General features: G+C 65.5%; 11 protein-coding genes and 5 pseudogenes. 9 read left to right on the top strand and 7 right to left on the bottom strand.

Annotated elements, in window-relative coordinates; translation table 11 throughout:
* The first annotated feature begins 337 nt into the window (after positions 1–337).
* The 7 genes and pseudogenes from ACIP98_RS40575 (at position 338) to ACIP98_RS40545 (ending at position 5,494) form a co-directional block, all read left to right on the top strand.
* Positions 338–1,027, top strand: coding sequence for a hypothetical protein (locus ACIP98_RS40575; RefSeq protein WP_401981633.1), 690 nt, complete (start codon positions 338–340; stop codon positions 1,025–1,027).
* Positions 1,028–1,289: 262 nt separating this feature from the next.
* Positions 1,290–1,640, top strand: a complete 351-nt coding sequence (locus ACIP98_RS40570; protein WP_401981630.1) for a hypothetical protein — start codon at positions 1,290–1,292, stop codon at positions 1,638–1,640.
* A 189-nt stretch (positions 1,641–1,829) separates the two neighbouring features.
* A pseudogene (istA, locus tag ACIP98_RS40565) lies at positions 1,830–3,255 on the top strand (IS21 family transposase).
* Positions 3,252–4,022, top strand: coding sequence for an IS21-like element helper ATPase IstB (istB, locus tag ACIP98_RS40560; protein WP_401981627.1), 771 nt, complete (start codon positions 3,252–3,254; stop codon positions 4,020–4,022). The pseudogene istA and the gene istB overlap by 4 nt, the downstream one beginning before the upstream one ends.
* A 45-nt stretch (positions 4,023–4,067) precedes the next feature.
* Complete coding sequence (locus tag ACIP98_RS40555; protein ID WP_401981624.1) at positions 4,068–4,310, top strand: hypothetical protein; 243 nt, start codon at positions 4,068–4,070, stop codon at positions 4,308–4,310.
* A gap of 341 nt (positions 4,311–4,651) precedes the next feature.
* Positions 4,652–5,248, top strand: a complete 597-nt coding sequence (locus tag ACIP98_RS40550; protein WP_401981621.1) for a DUF998 domain-containing protein — start codon at positions 4,652–4,654, stop codon at positions 5,246–5,248.
* An 18-nt stretch (positions 5,249–5,266) separates the two neighbouring features.
* Positions 5,267–5,494 (top strand): hypothetical protein, encoded by a 228-nt coding sequence (locus ACIP98_RS40545; RefSeq protein ID WP_401981618.1) that lies wholly within the window; start codon positions 5,267–5,269, stop codon positions 5,492–5,494.
* 146 nt (positions 5,495–5,640) lie between these two features.
* Here ACIP98_RS40545 and ACIP98_RS40540 read toward each other — a convergent pair.
* Positions 5,641–6,800: pseudogene (locus ACIP98_RS40540) on the bottom strand (IS3 family transposase).
* 77 nt (positions 6,801–6,877) lie between these two features.
* Positions 6,878–7,030: pseudogene (locus ACIP98_RS40535) on the bottom strand (IS3 family transposase); the annotation flags it as partial.
* A 558-nt stretch (positions 7,031–7,588) separates the two neighbouring features.
* Here ACIP98_RS40535 and ACIP98_RS40530 point away from each other — a divergent pair.
* Positions 7,589–8,269, top strand: coding sequence for a hypothetical protein (locus ACIP98_RS40530; protein ID WP_401981615.1), 681 nt, complete (start codon positions 7,589–7,591; stop codon positions 8,267–8,269).
* A 701-nt stretch (positions 8,270–8,970) separates the two neighbouring features.
* Here the strand turns inward: ACIP98_RS40530 and ACIP98_RS40525 are convergent.
* Both ACIP98_RS40525 and ACIP98_RS40520 read right to left on the bottom strand, forming a co-directional pair.
* The gene (locus ACIP98_RS40525) at positions 8,971–9,369 is read right to left on the bottom strand and encodes a hypothetical protein (protein WP_401981612.1); all 399 of its coding nucleotides are present in this window, start codon (positions 9,367–9,369) and stop codon (positions 8,971–8,973) included.
* Positions 9,366–10,220: an IS5 family transposase gene (locus tag ACIP98_RS40520; protein ID WP_401981609.1), complete on the bottom strand. Its 855-nt coding sequence runs from the start codon at positions 10,218–10,220 to the stop codon at positions 9,366–9,368. The genes ACIP98_RS40525 and ACIP98_RS40520 overlap by 4 nt, the downstream gene beginning before the upstream one ends.
* A gap of 136 nt (positions 10,221–10,356) precedes the next feature.
* Here ACIP98_RS40520 and ACIP98_RS40515 point away from each other — a divergent pair.
* Positions 10,357–11,194, top strand: a pseudogene (locus tag ACIP98_RS40515) (IS982 family transposase).
* Positions 11,195–11,259: 65 nt separating this feature from the next.
* On the opposite strand, the pseudogene ACIP98_RS40510 reads toward ACIP98_RS40515, so the two are convergent.
* From ACIP98_RS40510 to ACIP98_RS40500, 3 genes and pseudogenes are all read right to left on the bottom strand, one after another.
* A pseudogene (locus tag ACIP98_RS40510) lies at positions 11,260–12,447 on the bottom strand (IS110 family transposase).
* 253 nt (positions 12,448–12,700) lie between these two features.
* Positions 12,701–12,880, bottom strand: coding sequence for a hypothetical protein (locus tag ACIP98_RS40505; protein WP_401981607.1), 180 nt, complete (start codon positions 12,878–12,880; stop codon positions 12,701–12,703).
* Positions 12,881–14,172: 1,292 nt separating this feature from the next.
* Positions 14,173–15,310: reverse transcriptase domain-containing protein (locus ACIP98_RS40500; protein ID WP_401981604.1), on the bottom strand; the 1,138-nt coding region annotated here is incomplete at its 5' end.

Genomic DNA, 15,310 nt, shown 5'->3' with positions numbered 1-15,310 from the left:
ACCCCTACATCCCCGCCGGGCCCAGGGTCGCGCCGTCCCCGGTGGCCTGAACACCCGCCGCGGGGGCTGCCCGCCCCGGGGGGGCCCCGGCCCCCCGCCCCCCCGCGACGGTACATCCTGCCTGCACGCAAGTGTCCCGCCGTCAACCTCACCATACGTTTCCGCTTTTGTCCCGACAGTAGGCCGCCGAATGGCACATCCGCCGCCCAAACGAACAACATCTGCACGACGCCCGGCTTCGCCTGTGCGGTGCTGTTTCCGTCTCCCCCGCCTCCTTGAGGTCCGAGAGGGTTACCATCCGGAAACACACACCCGGAATAAGGAGAGCGAGCCGCGTATGTCCCTGGAGATCCCTACCGCCCCAAGCCAAGAAGCCACGATCCAGCAGGAGTACCTTCGCCGGCTGGATGAGGACCTGGCACGCAACGCAAGCGCCCAACAGGACGCCGCTGACGCCATCGCCCGATGGCAGGAACATCTGGCCGGACTCCAGCAGGAGGCGGTATGGCTGACGGGCCTCAAAAACACCCTGAACGGCCAGGCGCATGCACCTGGCTCGGAGGAGTCCAGCGCTGAGGGGCCGGACGACTCACCGAATGCTGTTCAGGACGAGAGCGGCGCCCTGCCGCAGGCAGTCCCTGCGCCGCGTGCCGCACGACACTCCCGGGCAGGGAGCACAAGCCGCGGCAAGAAGGCCACTCAGGGCAGCCGCCCAGCTTCGCGGACCAAGCAGGACGGGAGGGGCAGCTCGCCAACCCTGGGCTCCCTGATCGTCGCTCTGCTAGACGAACACCAGCAGCCTCGGACCGCCGCCGAGGTCACCGCCGCCCTCGCCGCAGGGCACCCCGATCGCAACGCGCAGAATCCCGTGGTCCGCAACGCTCTGGAGCAACTGGTCGCCAAGAGCCGTATCGCCAGGCATAAGCAGGGCAAGACCGTCTTCTACACCGCCAGCGCCCAGTCTGGCGCTGTCGGCGCCACCGCTCCCGAGCCGGACGTTGACGTCCCGGCCGGAACTGCCGGTTAACTCTCGCCAGGCTGTCCCACGGCCCACCCGATGACGGGGATAGCGAGCCGGTCGAGAGTGCACCGCACGTGGTTGGCGAGAACGGCTCGCATCCCGCAATCAGGCGCCCGTGCCCGGCCGATGGCGCGAGGCTCGGCACGTTTGGCGCACCCCCTGACTGTACGTGACCTGGACTGGCAGGATGTCCGTCAGGGGGCGGCAGCCCTGGGCCGCTGGCTGTAAAGGGTGTGTGACAGACAGGCAGACGATCAATGGTCGGTTCGTGCTGTTGAAGGACGAGCTGAGAGCCGGTGGCCCGTCCGAGGTCCGCAAGGCCTTCGGCCCGTCGGACGGGGAGTACGCGGCGATCAAGCTGCTGCGGCAGGACGAGGACACCACGGCCGTGGAGACGTTCCTGGAGCGGGAGACCCCTTCCCTCAAGCTGCTGGACCATCCCAACATCGTGCGCATGCTCGACTCGGGGTGGGACGGTGGCCTGAGCCGCTACTTCATCGCGCTGAAATGGGTGGACCACAGCCTGAAGGACGATCACTGCTGGTGCGCCTGGCCAAGGTGCCCGACCCGCGAGACCCACTCGGCCTACAGCACGCTCAGGTTGCCGTGCTCGCGCTGACCGCGTGCGCCGTTCTGGCGGGGGCGACCTCTGTGCTGGCAGTCAAGCGTGCATCGCCGACGCCTGTCGGGGTACGAACTCATCTGCTCAGCCACGTACGAGTGAACGTGCTCAGGTCCTTGGCGTGTCGTGAGGTGGTGATCGGCAGTCTTTCGCGTGTCCTGCTGGAGGTGTGAAAGGCGGTTGAGGGTGGTTTTGGACCCGCAACGCTGGTTGGAGCTCCGGCGCTTTCGGGCTCTGCATCAGTCGGGCGCGATGACCGATTCGGAGATCGCCCGTGAGACCGGTCTGAACCGCCGGACCGTCCGCAAGTACCTGTCCGATCAGGCACCGCCCGTTCCGCCGAGCGCGAGTACGCGTCGAGGCACTCGCCGGCAGGTGGTGGAGGGGGTCGCCCCGCTGATTGACGCCATGCTGCGAGCCGAGATCCTTATCAAGGGCACGGTGGTCCACGAGCGACTCGTCAGGGACTACGCTTCACGGGCAACTACCAGCGGATCAGCTCTACTGCAAGAGGCTCGCCCCAGGATCGCTGCCGAGCTGGGCATTGGGCCAGGTAGACTGGCTGGCCTGCAACGCCGGTTTGAAGTGGTCCCTGGAGCCCAGGCCCAGGTCGACTGGGGCGACGAAGGACGAATCCTGGCACACCTGGGGGTCCCGAAGGTCTACTCCTTCCACATGGTGCTGTCCTACTCACGGGACCCGTTTTTGTTGCTTCACCACGAGCCTGGACATCGCAACGTTCTTTGACTGCCATCGCCGAGCCTTCGCGCACTTCGGCGGTGTACCCGGAGCGATCGTCTACGACCGCACCAAGACCGTGGTCCGCCGACACGTCGCCCCGGGTGAGGCAGTGCCGCTGCATCCGGAGGCGGTCGCGTTCGCCGGACACTACGACTTCGACATCGACGTGCTGGCCGCCTACCGGCCACAGGGCAAGGGCCGTGTCGAGCGCCAGCTCGCCACCGTCCGCGACCATGTCCTTGCCGGCCGCGCGTTTTCCTCCATCGACGAGCTGGACGCCGCGTTCACCGCGTGGGTGCCGATGCGCCGCTCGCGCACGCACCGCACTCACGGCGAGGTCATCGGGATCCGTGCGGTCCGCGATCACCTCGCACTGCGGCCGCTCCCGCCCACTTCTTACATCGTCACCAAGCGGCACCTGCGGCCGGTCGGCAAGGACTGTCTGGTCGCCTTCGACGCCAACCTGTACTCGGTGCCGGCCCGCAAGGTTCGCCACCACCAGCTCGTGGAGATCCGGGCCTCGGCTGCCACCGTCGCCCTGCACGCCACTGTCCCCGACGCCGAGGGCGGCACCCTGCTGGCCTCCCACCCGCGGGCGGGCGGCCGGGGCGCCCGCGTGGTCGACGAAACCCACTGGGACGGCCTGCCCGACGGCCACACGCACCGCGTCACCACCGGCGATTGGGCCCTGGTCCGGCCCCGCCGCGAGGCCGCTTTGCAGGAGGAGGCCAGCCCGCTGCAGACCTTGCTGAAGCAGGCCACCGCCGCCCAGGTCGAGGTCGGAGGCCGGCCGCTGTCGGTCTATGACCAGCTCACCGGAACCCGCCCCTTCACCACCGCCATCCCCGACATGCCGAAGGACTTGCGTTGAACGAGCTGGTCACCAAGCGCATCCGCACCACCGCCGCCAAGCTCGGCCTGCCCCATCTCGCTGCGGAACTGGACTCCTTCGCCCACCGGGCCGACGCCGCCACCATGGGCTACCTCGACTTCCTCGACCTGGTGCTCGGAGAAGAGCTCGCTGTCCGCGACGAACGCCGGTTCCGCCAGGGCCTGCGGCTGTCGAAGCTGCCGCACCACAAGACATTGGACGACTACGACTTCTCGTTCCAGCCCGAGCTCGACCCACGCAAGATCAAGGACCTGGCCACTCTGTCGTTTGTTGAGGCCAAGGCGAACGTCGCTCTGCTGGGGCCGCCCGGAGTCGGCAAGACACATATCGCCGTTGCGCTTGCAGTCGCCGCCTGCCGGGCCGGCTTCAGCGTCTACTTCACGACCCTCGACGACATGGTCCGCAACCTGAAGACCGCCGACGCGATCGGTCGCCTGGCCCGCAAGATGCATACCTACCTGCGGCCGGGCGTCCTCGTGGTGGACGAGGTCGGCTATCAGCCCCTGGAACGCGCTGAGGCGAACCTGGTCTTCCAAGTGGTTTCCAAGCGCTACGAGAAAGGCTCCATCATCCTGACCTCCAACAAAAGCTTCGGCGAATGGGGACAGGTGTTCGGTGACGAGGTCCTGGCCACCGCGGTCCTCGACCGGCTCCTCCACCACTGCGAAGTCGTCCCGGTCAACGGGCCCAGCTACCGGCTGAAGAACCGACTCGCCGCCATCGACGGGGACGCCGACGTCGCCTGAGCAATCCCCTTCGCGGCGGCTGCGGTCGCCTGGGATCATCCAGTCATGCATCTGATCGCCGATGGGAGCACCGCCGCCTCGCGCTTGGTACTCGTGAACGAACTCGAAACCGATGACGGATACGCCTTCGAGCTGACCAGCCCCCTGTTCCTGGCAGTTGGCGACCGGGTCAGCTTCGAGAACAGCAACCTCGTCGTCGCTCGCGCGAACGGTGAACGACTCCGGCCCGCCAGCTCCTGGTCCACACGCTGCCGGATCGCTTACCACCGCCCCGCCACCGCTTCTTGAGCTCAGTGGCTTCCAGCGACCACCTCAACCACTGAGCACGCCACTTCGTACCCAACTGGGCACATGACTCAGTACCCCGACAACGCCCCCCTGCACATCCTGGAACGCCTCCGCATACGCCTCGACCCGCTGCCCCCGAGCGGTGACTACCTTCGGAAACGACGGTCTGGCGACTGCCGCCCCGCATCCACGGCGATGCGCTGGACCTGACGATCGGACGCTGGCTCGCCAACCACCGCCCGAAACTGACCGGGCTACGCGACCTCGCAGTGGCCAGCAGCAACGGCAGTTGCCCCCAGACGGAACCACCTGTCTGGCCCTACCACTACGCTGGAGTACCTGTGCGATCGTTCACTGTTCTTTCCTCCGCCGCAGCGCCGATACTGCTGATCGGAGGCTGGACCCTCGCCGAACAACTACAGGCGCCAGCCTTCGACCCGCTGAGGGATACGATCAGTGCCCTGGCTGCCCTAGACGCAACCCATCGGGGTGTCATGACGGTCGCGCTCATAGGCACCGGTTTCGCTTACCTTTGCACGGCGGTTGGCCTGACCGAAATCTCCCGGATCAGCCGTCTACTCATAGCGCTCGGCGGTGTTGGGACCGTTTTGGTCGCGGCATTCCCACTGCCGGCAAAGGCGACTGCTCACGCGGTGTTTGCGACCATCGCCTTCCTCTCGTTGGCCATCTGGCCGTTCTTCGCCCCGACTGGTCCTAGCGGCGCACCACGAACGCTGCGACGTCCTCTCACAGTTGTGGCGGGACTGACCTTGCTCACCCTCGTCGTGTGGTTCGGGATCACGCAGCAGGCCGGTGGCTTGGTAGGCCTCACGGAACGGCTTGCGGCCGGAGCACAGGCGCTATGGCCGTTGATCGTGGCGCTGAGCCTGCAAGCCACCTCGGCTTCCCGTTCCCGGCAACCAGCTGCGTCATTGTGACCTTCTCCCCCTCAAGTCTTGGTGGGAGCCGACTCGGGCGCCCTCGCGATCGCCGCGTTCCTCGGCCACGCCGACCAGGCGGGCGCCCTGCGCCCCGACGCCGTCGTCCTGGCAGGGCTGCCGGGCCGGGCCGCCACGACCACGGCACCTGGGAGGACGAGCTGGACGTCCGCACCTCCTCCTCGACGGGCAGTTGGTCTGTTCCGGACCGCGTTGTCCCGGAACCGGTCCATGTCGCTGACCTGATTGAGGGAGTGTGGCGAGACCTGGGGAGGCGGCAGGACTATGTCGGGTGTGGGGGCCTGTCGACTTCATCGATGGGCAGTACGGGTCTGATGCAGTTTCGGGTGACAGGTTGACCTGCCCCACAGTTTGGGTTCCAGCTGCGGTGGCTAACTGGCGGCGGGGACGGTGTCTTGTGCGGAGAGTAGCTCGTACTCGATCGGGGTGCGGTAGCCCAGTGCTGAATGTCGTCTCTGGCGGTTGTAGAAGATCTCGATGAACTCGAAGATCGCGTTGGCCAGTTCGATCCGGGTCTTCCAGCGCTTGCGGTTGAGCAGCTCGATCTGCATGGAGGACCAGAACGACTCCATCATCGCGTTGTCCAGGCCGTCTCCGACGGTGCCGAATGACGGTAGGAGGCCGGCGGAGCGGATCCGTTCGCCGAAGACCCAGGAGGTGAACTGGGTGCCGTGATCGGCGTGAACGATCCCGCCCGGCTCGGGGCGGCGGTTGCGGATGGCCATGTCCAGCGCGTTGACCACGAGGGTGGAGTCCTGCCGTGAGTCGATGGACCAGCCCACGATCCTGCGGCTGAACGCATCCAGAACTGCCGCGCAGTACACCCACCCTTCCCTGGTGCGGTGCTGCGTGATGTCGGTGACCCACAGCTCGTCGGGACGCAAGCGATGGAACTTGCGATTGACGAGGTCCTCGGCAGTGACGATGCCACGCAGCCGCTTGATGCGCACCGGTCCGGGCAGGCCGTGGATCCCGGCTTGTGTCATGAGCACCGACACGGTCCTGGTGCAGACCCGGATGCCCATGCCCAAGGTGAGCTCGGCGTGGATGCGGCGGTAGCCGTAAGTGCCGCGGGAAGCGACGTGAACCTCTCGGATCAGCCCGGTCAGCCAGTCTCGCCGTAGCTGCCGTGGCGTGGTCGGTGTGCGCTTGTGCTTGTAATAGTTCTGCCGGGCGACACCAAGGATCCGGCAGCACCTGTTGACCGGTGCCCCGGCATCGACGAGTCGGTCGATCACCGGGTAGAGCCTTTTGGGGCCGGCTTGTCCTCACCGAGGAACTTCGCCGTCTGCCGGACGATCGCCAGCTCGGTTTCCAGCTCATGGATCCGCCGGCGAGCGGCCCGCAACTCAGCAGACTCGCTCGACGGCGTTCCCGGTCGCCGCCCGTTGTCGATGTCGTCTTGCCGCAACCACTTCGACAACGTGACGGGATGGATGCCGAGCTCCACCGCCGTCTGTTTGGCCTGCTTGCCGGCGCGGATGAGCGCGATGGCGCGCGCCCGGAACTCCGGAGGATAGGGACGAGGCATGACTGCCAGCCTTCCGTGAAGGACTGTCAGTTAGCCACCAAAACTGGAACCTGAGAGGTGGGGCAGGTCAGGTTCGGTCACGCGGCCTGGAGGGCCGATGTGGTCATGACGGTCTCGAATTCGATGGGGGTCAGGCGGCCGAGTGCGGCTTGTCTGCGGCGGCGGTGGTAGGTCCGCTCGATCCAGGTCACGATCGCGATCCGCAGTTCTTCGCGACTCGCACGACGTCTTGGCGGAACTCTTCCGGATAAGGCTTGGGCACAGCGACATCCTTCCCACCCGCCCCACAGGGCAAGCCAGTTCAGATGTCACCCGATCGTGCGGCAGAGCCTACTGGGAGGCTGGCCGCCGAGCAGGCGGAGACGATCGAGGTGCTGCGAAAGCAGCGGTCTTGCAGCGGCGCCGTGACGAGGTTGGTCGTGACGACCCGGTGGTGCGCGGCGGTCCAGATTGCATTTGCGTGCCCGAATGCGCATTCAGACAGAAGCTGCGTGCCGACTGTCTTGGGAATTAGCTGGACTGTAGCTTTTGGGTGTTATGTTCATCGTGCTGCCTCCCAGGGACAGCACTGCGACGCCCGTCCGTGGGCGAGTCGTGTCCTGCGCTCGCGCAAGGCGCAGCAGGGGGCCCCGCTGGCGAAGCGGGGCCCCTTGGGCACCTCTCAAGCTGCAATCCAGTCGGCACCCCAATGATCCACACTGGCCACATGGAGTCGCTGGCCAGCCCGCCCAGCCGATGATTCGCCGCTTCCTCACCCGTGCCAGTTTCGAGTGCTGCGCCAAATGCGGATGGTGGACCAGACCCGGCTGCGGGCACGAGTAGCCGACACGATAACGGCGCCAGTCGTGCTCATACAGACACGACTGGGAGTCGGACAGCTCTACTTCGCCAGCCTGAAGGAAAGGCTCAGTCCTCCGATATGTTCTTCCGGGCTCGCGCCGGCGGGCCCCACGCGCATTCGAGGGGGAAACGTGCCTGGTGAGCGGCTTGACGCGGAATGGGTCCGGTCGTGGTGGGAACAGGCCGACGCGGCGCTGACGAAGCTGACGCAGGCCTTCCTCCCGACGCACGGCTTCCCGCCCGGCCACAACGCCGTGAGGCTCGCAACCGACGACAGCCACCAGGCGACGGACGCGCTCGTGGACCTGACGCCGATCCCCTCCGACCTGACCACGCTCTACTGGGTGATCGGCGAGGCTTCTCTGCCCGACGTCGACAGCGGGTACTTCATCCACTCACCTGCGACGACGGCGGAACACTTCCGCGAGTACGGCTCCGCTCCAATTGACGGGGAATCGATCGCGCTGGTCTTCGGCAGCGACGGCGGGGGCCATCTGTTCGCGCTCGGAGACAGCGGACAAGTCTGGAAGTCCACCACGGCCTCCTGGTTTGACAACTTCGAGGTCGCCGCGTCCAGCTTGCAGGAGCTCCTCGAACAGCTCGGCCGGCGGATCGCGAACCAGCCCTGATCATCAGCCGAGGAACAAACTGGCCCCCTGCCCCATGGAGATCAACTCCCGGCTGGGGAATCGCGAGCAGGTGTGGGGCCACCCCCGAGCAGGGGGTGGCCGATTTCAAAGAGCGTCATCACGGATGGGCTCCGCGTACCAGGGCGTCACATCTGCGTGCCGAACATTCCGCCACCACAGGAACTCCGTGCCAACTGCGCCAGAGATGAGGCAGTTTGACGTCAGCGGACGCTACAGTCTACCTGCCCCCTCATGGCAAAGCCCGCGCGCGGCCCCCTGTCCGTGGGCAAGTCGCGTTTGCGTTCGATACCGACGCAGCGGAGGGCCTCGCCGAAGGAAGCGGCGAGGCCCTCCGCTATTGCTCCGCCACTGCGGAGCCAGCAGCGGCCCCAGGCTTCTGCCCCAGGGCCGCCCTGCACTTCCGGCAACTACGCGTGAAGCGATCGACCCGGATGCGGTCAAAGCATCCCACGACGCCTTTCACACCAGACCCGACCGGCCGGACAGAAGCAGCCACGATTCACGATGCCGGTCGCCATCTTTGGATATGTCCTCGCACCGGCGAGCGGCGCCCCTACAGGACAGGAGTGCCAGCTTATAGAACTTGCGTGCCAACCGATCTGAAGTCACCCCCCTTGGCGCACAGCAGGGCTAGCGACCTGCGCCGGTAGTCCGTCGTTATGCAGGGTTCTCAGAGGTCGTTAAGTCCGTTTCTGATAGTGGCCGCGTCCGGGCTGCTCGAGGAATCCCTGGCGAACGAGTCGTCCCAGGCGGGAACGGGTGACGTTGATCGAGGGCTCGTCAGTGGGCAGGCCGAGATGTTCGTGCAGGTCGCGGACTTGGAACACCTTCTCGGGGCGCTCGTTGAAAACAGTCACGATGCGCTGGTAGACGGTGGCGGTCTCCGCGGACGTCGGTGCGTAGTCGGGCGGGGTGAGGCCCTCGATGACCTTGCGGGTGGCGGCGAGCTCGGCCAGGCGGGCCTCGGCCTCGGCGAGGGCGGTGGCAAGCCGCTCGATCTCCTCATGCAAGTTGCCGACACGTGCGGTGGTCTCGTCATGTTCGGTCTGCAGCAGCCGCAGGAGTTCGGAGACGTTCACGCGGCCAGCTCCACGTCGTCACGCCAGGCGGGGGTGGGGGTGGTGAGACGGCGGAGCATGCCGGCGGTGGAGGCCCAGTAGACGCGGGAGGCCGCGTTGTCGGGTCGGTGGTCGTAGTCGCGGGCGAGGCGGCGATGGAGCATGAGGGTGCCGTTGACCTGCTCGACCACCCACCGTTTCGGTTGCGGGACGAAGCCTCTGCCGTGGTGGTCGGGGTTGCGCCGGACCACCTCGACAGTGATGTCCTTCACCGCTCCGTGGATGACCACCGCGTCCTTGAAGCCCTGGTCGACCAGGGCTTTCTCCAGGCGCATCCCGCATCGTTCGGCCGCCTGGTCCAGCAGGGCGATGCCGGCCTCGTTGTCGTGTGCGCTCGCGGCCAGGACCACCACGCCGATGATCAGGCCCATGACGTCCACGGCGAGCCCACGCTTGCGGCCAGGCGTCTTCTTGTTCACATCCAGTCCCGTCGTCACCTTCGGCACCCCGGCCGCCACGCGGACGGACTGCGTGTCGATGATCACCAGCGACGGGTCCTCTAATCGTCTGGACCGCTCCCGCACCTGGCAGCGCAGAATCTCCTGAATCCGCTGGTCAAGGCCATCCTCGCGCCACAGGGTGAAGTAGTAGAACACCGCTGACCAGGCCGGGAGATCGTGCGGCAGGAGCCGCCATTGACAGCCGGTCCGGTTCTGGTAGAGCAGTGCGTTCACGACTTCCCGCAGATCACAGGAGCCCGGGTGCCCGGTCGCGGACCGTGCCACCCGCTCCTGCTTCCAGCCGATGACCAGCGGTTCGATCAACGCCCACTGTTCGTCGGGCAAGTCGGTTGCGTACGGCATCCGTTCCATGTCAGCCACCGCATCATGTACACGCCATGACACGAGGACGGAACCGTCCCATCACCCCCGAACGGGCGACACCAGATCATCTGTAATGGGACTTAACGACCTCTCAGGAGTCAGGGAGGGTGTCCAACATCGGGTTGTGACGACCGAATTAGACACCCTCTTGACTGCACTGTACGTGCACATCGACGACCGTTTGAAGACCTCGCGGTGGCGGGGCCGGCCGCCGAGGCTGACCGACGCCGAACTGGTCACCCTGGCCGTTGCCCAAGCCATGCTGGGCTTCCACTGCGAGGCCCGCTGGCTGCGTTTCGCCCACGCTCATCTGCACGGACTGTTCCCCTATCTGCCCCAGCGACCTGCTTACAACAAGCGCCTGCGGGCCGCCCTGGGCCTGGTCAAACAGGCCATCCGGTCCCTGGCAGCAGACACCGACCTGTGGTGGACCCGGTGTGGATCGTGGACTCCACGCCCGTGGAAAGCGCCCGCTCACGCCAGAGCGTCAAACGGTCCGACCTGGCCGGCTGGGCGAATTACGGCTACTGCCAGTCCCACTCCCGCTTCTACTGGGGCCTGAAACTGCACCTGGTGTGCACCCCGGCCGGGCTGCCGGTCACCTGGGCTCTGGCCGACCCGAAGATCGACGAACGTCAGATACTGGCCGCTCTGATCGACAACGAACCCACCTGTCAGCACATCGGCCCGGCCTGCTCATCCTGGCGGACAAGGGCTACATAGCCGCCGAACTCGACTGCTTCCTCGCCGCACGCGACATCAGCCTGCTCAGGCCCTCCTACCGCAACCGCGGCACCCAACAGCCCGCGGAAGCCCTGCTCAAGACCGTGAGGCAGCTCATCGAGTCGGTCAACGACACCCTCAAAGGCCAGCTCGACCTCGAGCAGCACGGGGGCCGAACCATCGAAGGGGTCGGCGTCCGCGTGGCCCAGCGAATCCTGGCCATGACCTGCGCGATCTGATACAACCGCACCATCGGCGCACCCATCACCACGTCACTGACCGCCTACGATTCCTAATCCTTTTGTCAAGCCGCGTTCGTGACGGGGGGTATGGGTTGGTAGCACCGTCCGTCGCGCAACAGGGCCCACAGGACGTTGACGCGTCGGCAGGCGAAGGCGAGGACGGCCTGGGTGTGCCGCTTGCCCTCGGCGCGTTTGCGGTCGTAGAAGCGGCGGGATTCTTCGCAGCAGCGGATGCTGATCAGCGCGGAGGTGTAGAAGACCCGCTGGAGGCGTCGGCTGTAGCGTCTGGGCCGGTGCAGGTTGCCGCTGACCTTCCCGGAGTCGCGGGGTGCCGGGGCGACGCCGGCGAACCCGGCGAGGCGGTCCGGGCTGTCGAAAGCCGTCATATCGCCGCCAGTGGCGGCAAGGAACTCGGCGCCGAGCAGGGGCCCGATGCCGGGCATGCTGGCGATCACCTCGGCGTGTTTGTGCTCGCGAAACCGGGCCGCGATGAGCTTGTCGGTCTCGGCGATCTGCTCGTTGAGACGCATCACCTCCCTGGCGAGCGTGTTCACGAGCTGGGCTGTCGGCTTCTCCCCGGTCACGCTGGTGCTGGCTCTCGGCAGCCGCCAGGGCTGTCTCGGCGAGCTGGGCAGCTCCGCGGACCTTGCGGTTGCGCAGCCAGGTCTTCAGTCGCCGGGCGCCGGTCCGGCGGATGGCGGCCGGGGTCTGGTAGCCGGTCAGCAGGATCAACGGGCCGGTGTTGGTGAGGTCGAGGGCCCGGTCCAGGGCGGGAAAGATGCTGGTGAGGTGGTTGTGGAGCCGGTTGATCACGCGGGTGCGGTCATCGATGAGGTCGCGGCGGTGGCCGGTGAGGGCCTTGATCTCGGCGACCAGTTCCTCGCCGGGTCGCAGGGGGTGCAGGTCCCGGCGCATCCGGGCCTGGTCGGCGGTGATCGCGGCGTCTTTGGCGTCGGTCTTGCCCTCGCCTCGGTAGCCCTCGGAGGCGCGGCTGACGGCTCGGCCGGGGATGTAGAGCGTGTGCTGGCCGTGGCTGAGCAGGAGATCGATCAGCAGGGCAGCGCCGCCGTCGGCCAGGTCGATGCCCCAGGTGACCTCCTCGCTCAGGACGAGGACGTCGGCCAGGAGCTTCAGCAGTTCCTGCTCGTCGTTGGCCACTCGCCGTGACAGCAGCCGCTTGCCGGTGTCGTCGATCACCACGCGGTGATAGTGGGTCCTGCCGCGTCGATGCCGGCCCAGATCGCTGTCACACGCTCTCCACGGGTCGTTTGTTTACCCGCACCACAGACGACCTCGCTGGCGAGTCCCTACTCAGCGATCGGATCGCGATTCCTAATCAGCAGCCGAGTCGTCGGGGGGCGTCGGGCGGCGAATCGTAGAAAGCCACGGACGGCAGACCACTGAAAGCCACACCCGACACCCCTGGGTGAGCCAACCGTACGAATGGCTCGCTCATCCCGATCAACAAGGTAGGGACCACTGAGCCACATCGGAACTAATCGTCTAGTTCCAGCGGTTGATCAGGTAGGGCCGCCAGGTGTCCAGCCGGGTGGTGCGGATGGCGCGGTCGGCGAGGGCTTCGGGGTTCTCGCAGCGTGCGTAGCGGCGGGCGGTGGGGCGGGCCAGTCCGAGTTCGCGTCCGATGGCGCTGATCGTCCATCCCTGGGCGAGCAGGTCCTGCATAGGTGTCGGACTATACAAGGACGAAAACGGAGTGCTGCGGTGGACGCAGAACTTTGGATACTAGCTTCCCGCGATGCGCATACACCTACGATACGCACCCCGGATATTCCCGGGGTGGAGTTTTCTTTTAGAAGCCAGTGGTGCCACAAGAAGTGCCGAACGATTCATGCGACGAGTACCCATTTTCGGCCACGCATCAGGGCGGCATAAATGGCGGTCTGCGTGCCGACATTATGCCGCAACAGCAGCCGGACGACACCTGGGAGATTTTTGAGGCCACAGGCTCTCCATACGTCACCTTTAATGAGGGCGCCTGGTCATGAGTACAGGGGCGAGTTAATTCTGCTGTCATAAGGTGACTGAGCATCTGCTGTTTCCGACCCGCAGGGGTGAGTCGGCTGTCGTGTAGGTGGCTGTTCCCGCCAGCCGGTGCTCAGCCAGGACCAGAGTGAGATGATCGTGCAGGTGGGCTGGTTACGACGGCGTGATGAGTCCGGGCCAGCAAGGCCGACCGCAACGAATGGCGCACGCATTCCCAAAAGTGACGTTGAAATTCAATACTTCGCGATTGCCCGCCTGACATCTTAGGTGATGCTCACGTAAGGCTTTGGGTGGACATGTTGCCGCGGAATAGTTTACCGTCCCTCGCCCGCTTGGGCTACGAGAAACCACGCAACTCCTCCTGCAGGCCCCAATAGGGGTGTCATGATTTCTTCTATTCTCACGTAAAGCGCGGTCCACGGTGGCTCGTCGAAAATTTGAGTGATCACCCATGACGTATGCATCCTCGATGCCGACTGCCGCACTGCCGGCAAGGAGAATTCACCGTAACCGCTCTTCATGGCTAAGCTGAGGGAACGACGGTAAGTCAGGGTATTCGAAAATTCGACTGCCAATCTCCGGTCTGGCCATCGTCTTTCACTAAGGGGAACAATGAGACTTGCGAGCAAGGTTCGTCTGAGCACCGTCACGGCTTCGGCAGTGGCTCTAGCGGGCACACTCATATTGGGGCTTCCGGCATCCGCATCCGCATCCACAGTTTCTGCCGGTACGCTGCGGCTCTGCTCTGGGCCGAATTTTGACACCATTTACTGGATTAACGGAACTTCGGCGGCCTACATCGTCCTGAAAAACGCCCCCTGCACGAGCGTGAAGGGAAATTCTGTGGTCACCGTCGATGCTCGAGTATTCGACCACGATTCCCGCTACATTGCCTCTGCAGTGGTGAACATTGGTCAGGGAGCAGGACTGCAAACTGGAGGCACTCTCAGTTCTCCTTACCTCTGGTCATTCTAAGTAGGGTCGGGGACTGGCGCGGTGGCTGACGCCCCGTTTCCAGTCCCCGCCGCTTCAAACCGTGCATGCAGTTCTCCCGCACACGGCTTTCCGACATCGTTCACCGGCTGGCATGCGCCGTTGCCCTGTGCACGTTTCCGGTAAGACGGTAGACACCGAACCGGGTGATCCACCCATAAGTAAATCGGGTAGTCCAGTTCCTGCCCGCGAGTCTGTGGTTTCGCGCTGGCGAAGATCGCCAGCCGTTCGTGGACATAGCCGTCGACCACGTTGAACTTCCGTCCGGAGTTCCCGTTACGGAAGTACGCCGCCCAGCCCCGCAGGACCGGGTTGAGATCGGCGACCACGGCGGATACCGGCCGCTCAGTCTTCGAACGAGCGGTCGCCGCAAGGACTTTGTCCCGCAGTACCCGCATCGCCCTGCCCGAGGGCCAGCGTTGCAAGTAGTACCTGCCCCGCCATTTCCACGATTCCATCTTCCGGTGGTGGAAGCCGAGAAAGTCGAAGCCCTGCTCACCTCGGGTGAGGCAGACGATGCCGGTCTTCTCGGAGTGCAATCGCATCCCGAGCTGCTCCAGCACTCGTGCCGCCAATTCATGGGCATGTTCGGCCCGTTGCCCCGTCGGCGACAGAACTACGAAATCATCGCAGTACCTCACCAGCGTCCTCAGCCGGCGACCTTCGTTCTGCCACGCCTCGTCGAGAACGTGCAGTGCGATATTTGCCAGCAATGGGGAAATCGGTGAGCCCTGAGGGGTTCCCGCCCCGGTAGGCGAGGTCACCCCGCACTCCAGGACTCCCATCCGCAGCCAGGCCCGGATCAGCTTCAGCATCGGCCGGTCCACCACACGCCGCGCCACTTGGGCCATCAGCGCCTCATGGTCGATCGTGCCGAAGCAGTCGCGAATATCGGCCTCGAACACCCACTCCCGCCGCTGGTTCGCGGCGACACGCACTGCTTCGCACGCGTCGATCGCGGACCGCTTCGGCCGAAATCCATAGCTCGCCTCGGTGAACTGGGCCTCGAATACTGGTTCAATGAGCTTTTTCAGCGTTGCTTCTCCAGGGTGAGGATGGCTTTGGCTGCTGACGACAGGCGGTTGGGGCTGCAGCGGGCGTGGCGGAAGATGCGCC

Source organism: Streptomyces sp. NPDC088354, assembly GCF_044753585.1.
Taxonomy (GTDB): Bacteria; Actinomycetota; Actinomycetes; order Streptomycetales; family Streptomycetaceae; genus Actinacidiphila.
This window is presented reverse-complemented; position numbering and strand designations above follow the sequence as displayed.

Bases quoted from the DNA above. Each gene is read 5' to 3' on its own strand.
- ACIP98_RS40530 (WP_401981615.1), top strand. From the start codon at position 7,589: ATGGTGGACCAGACCCGGCTGCGGGCACGAGTAGCCGACACGATAACG.
- ACIP98_RS40575 (WP_401981633.1), top strand. From the start codon at position 338: ATGTCCCTGGAGATCCCTACCGCCCCAAGCCAAGAAGCCACGATCCAG.
- ACIP98_RS40505 (WP_401981607.1), bottom strand. From the start codon at position 12,880: ATGCAGGACCTGCTCGCCCAGGGATGGACGATCAGCGCCATCGGACGC.
- ACIP98_RS40520 (WP_401981609.1), bottom strand. From the start codon at position 10,220: ATGGAACGGATGCCGTACGCAACCGACTTGCCCGACGAACAGTGGGCG.
- ACIP98_RS40555 (WP_401981624.1), top strand. From the start codon at position 4,068: ATGCATCTGATCGCCGATGGGAGCACCGCCGCCTCGCGCTTGGTACTC.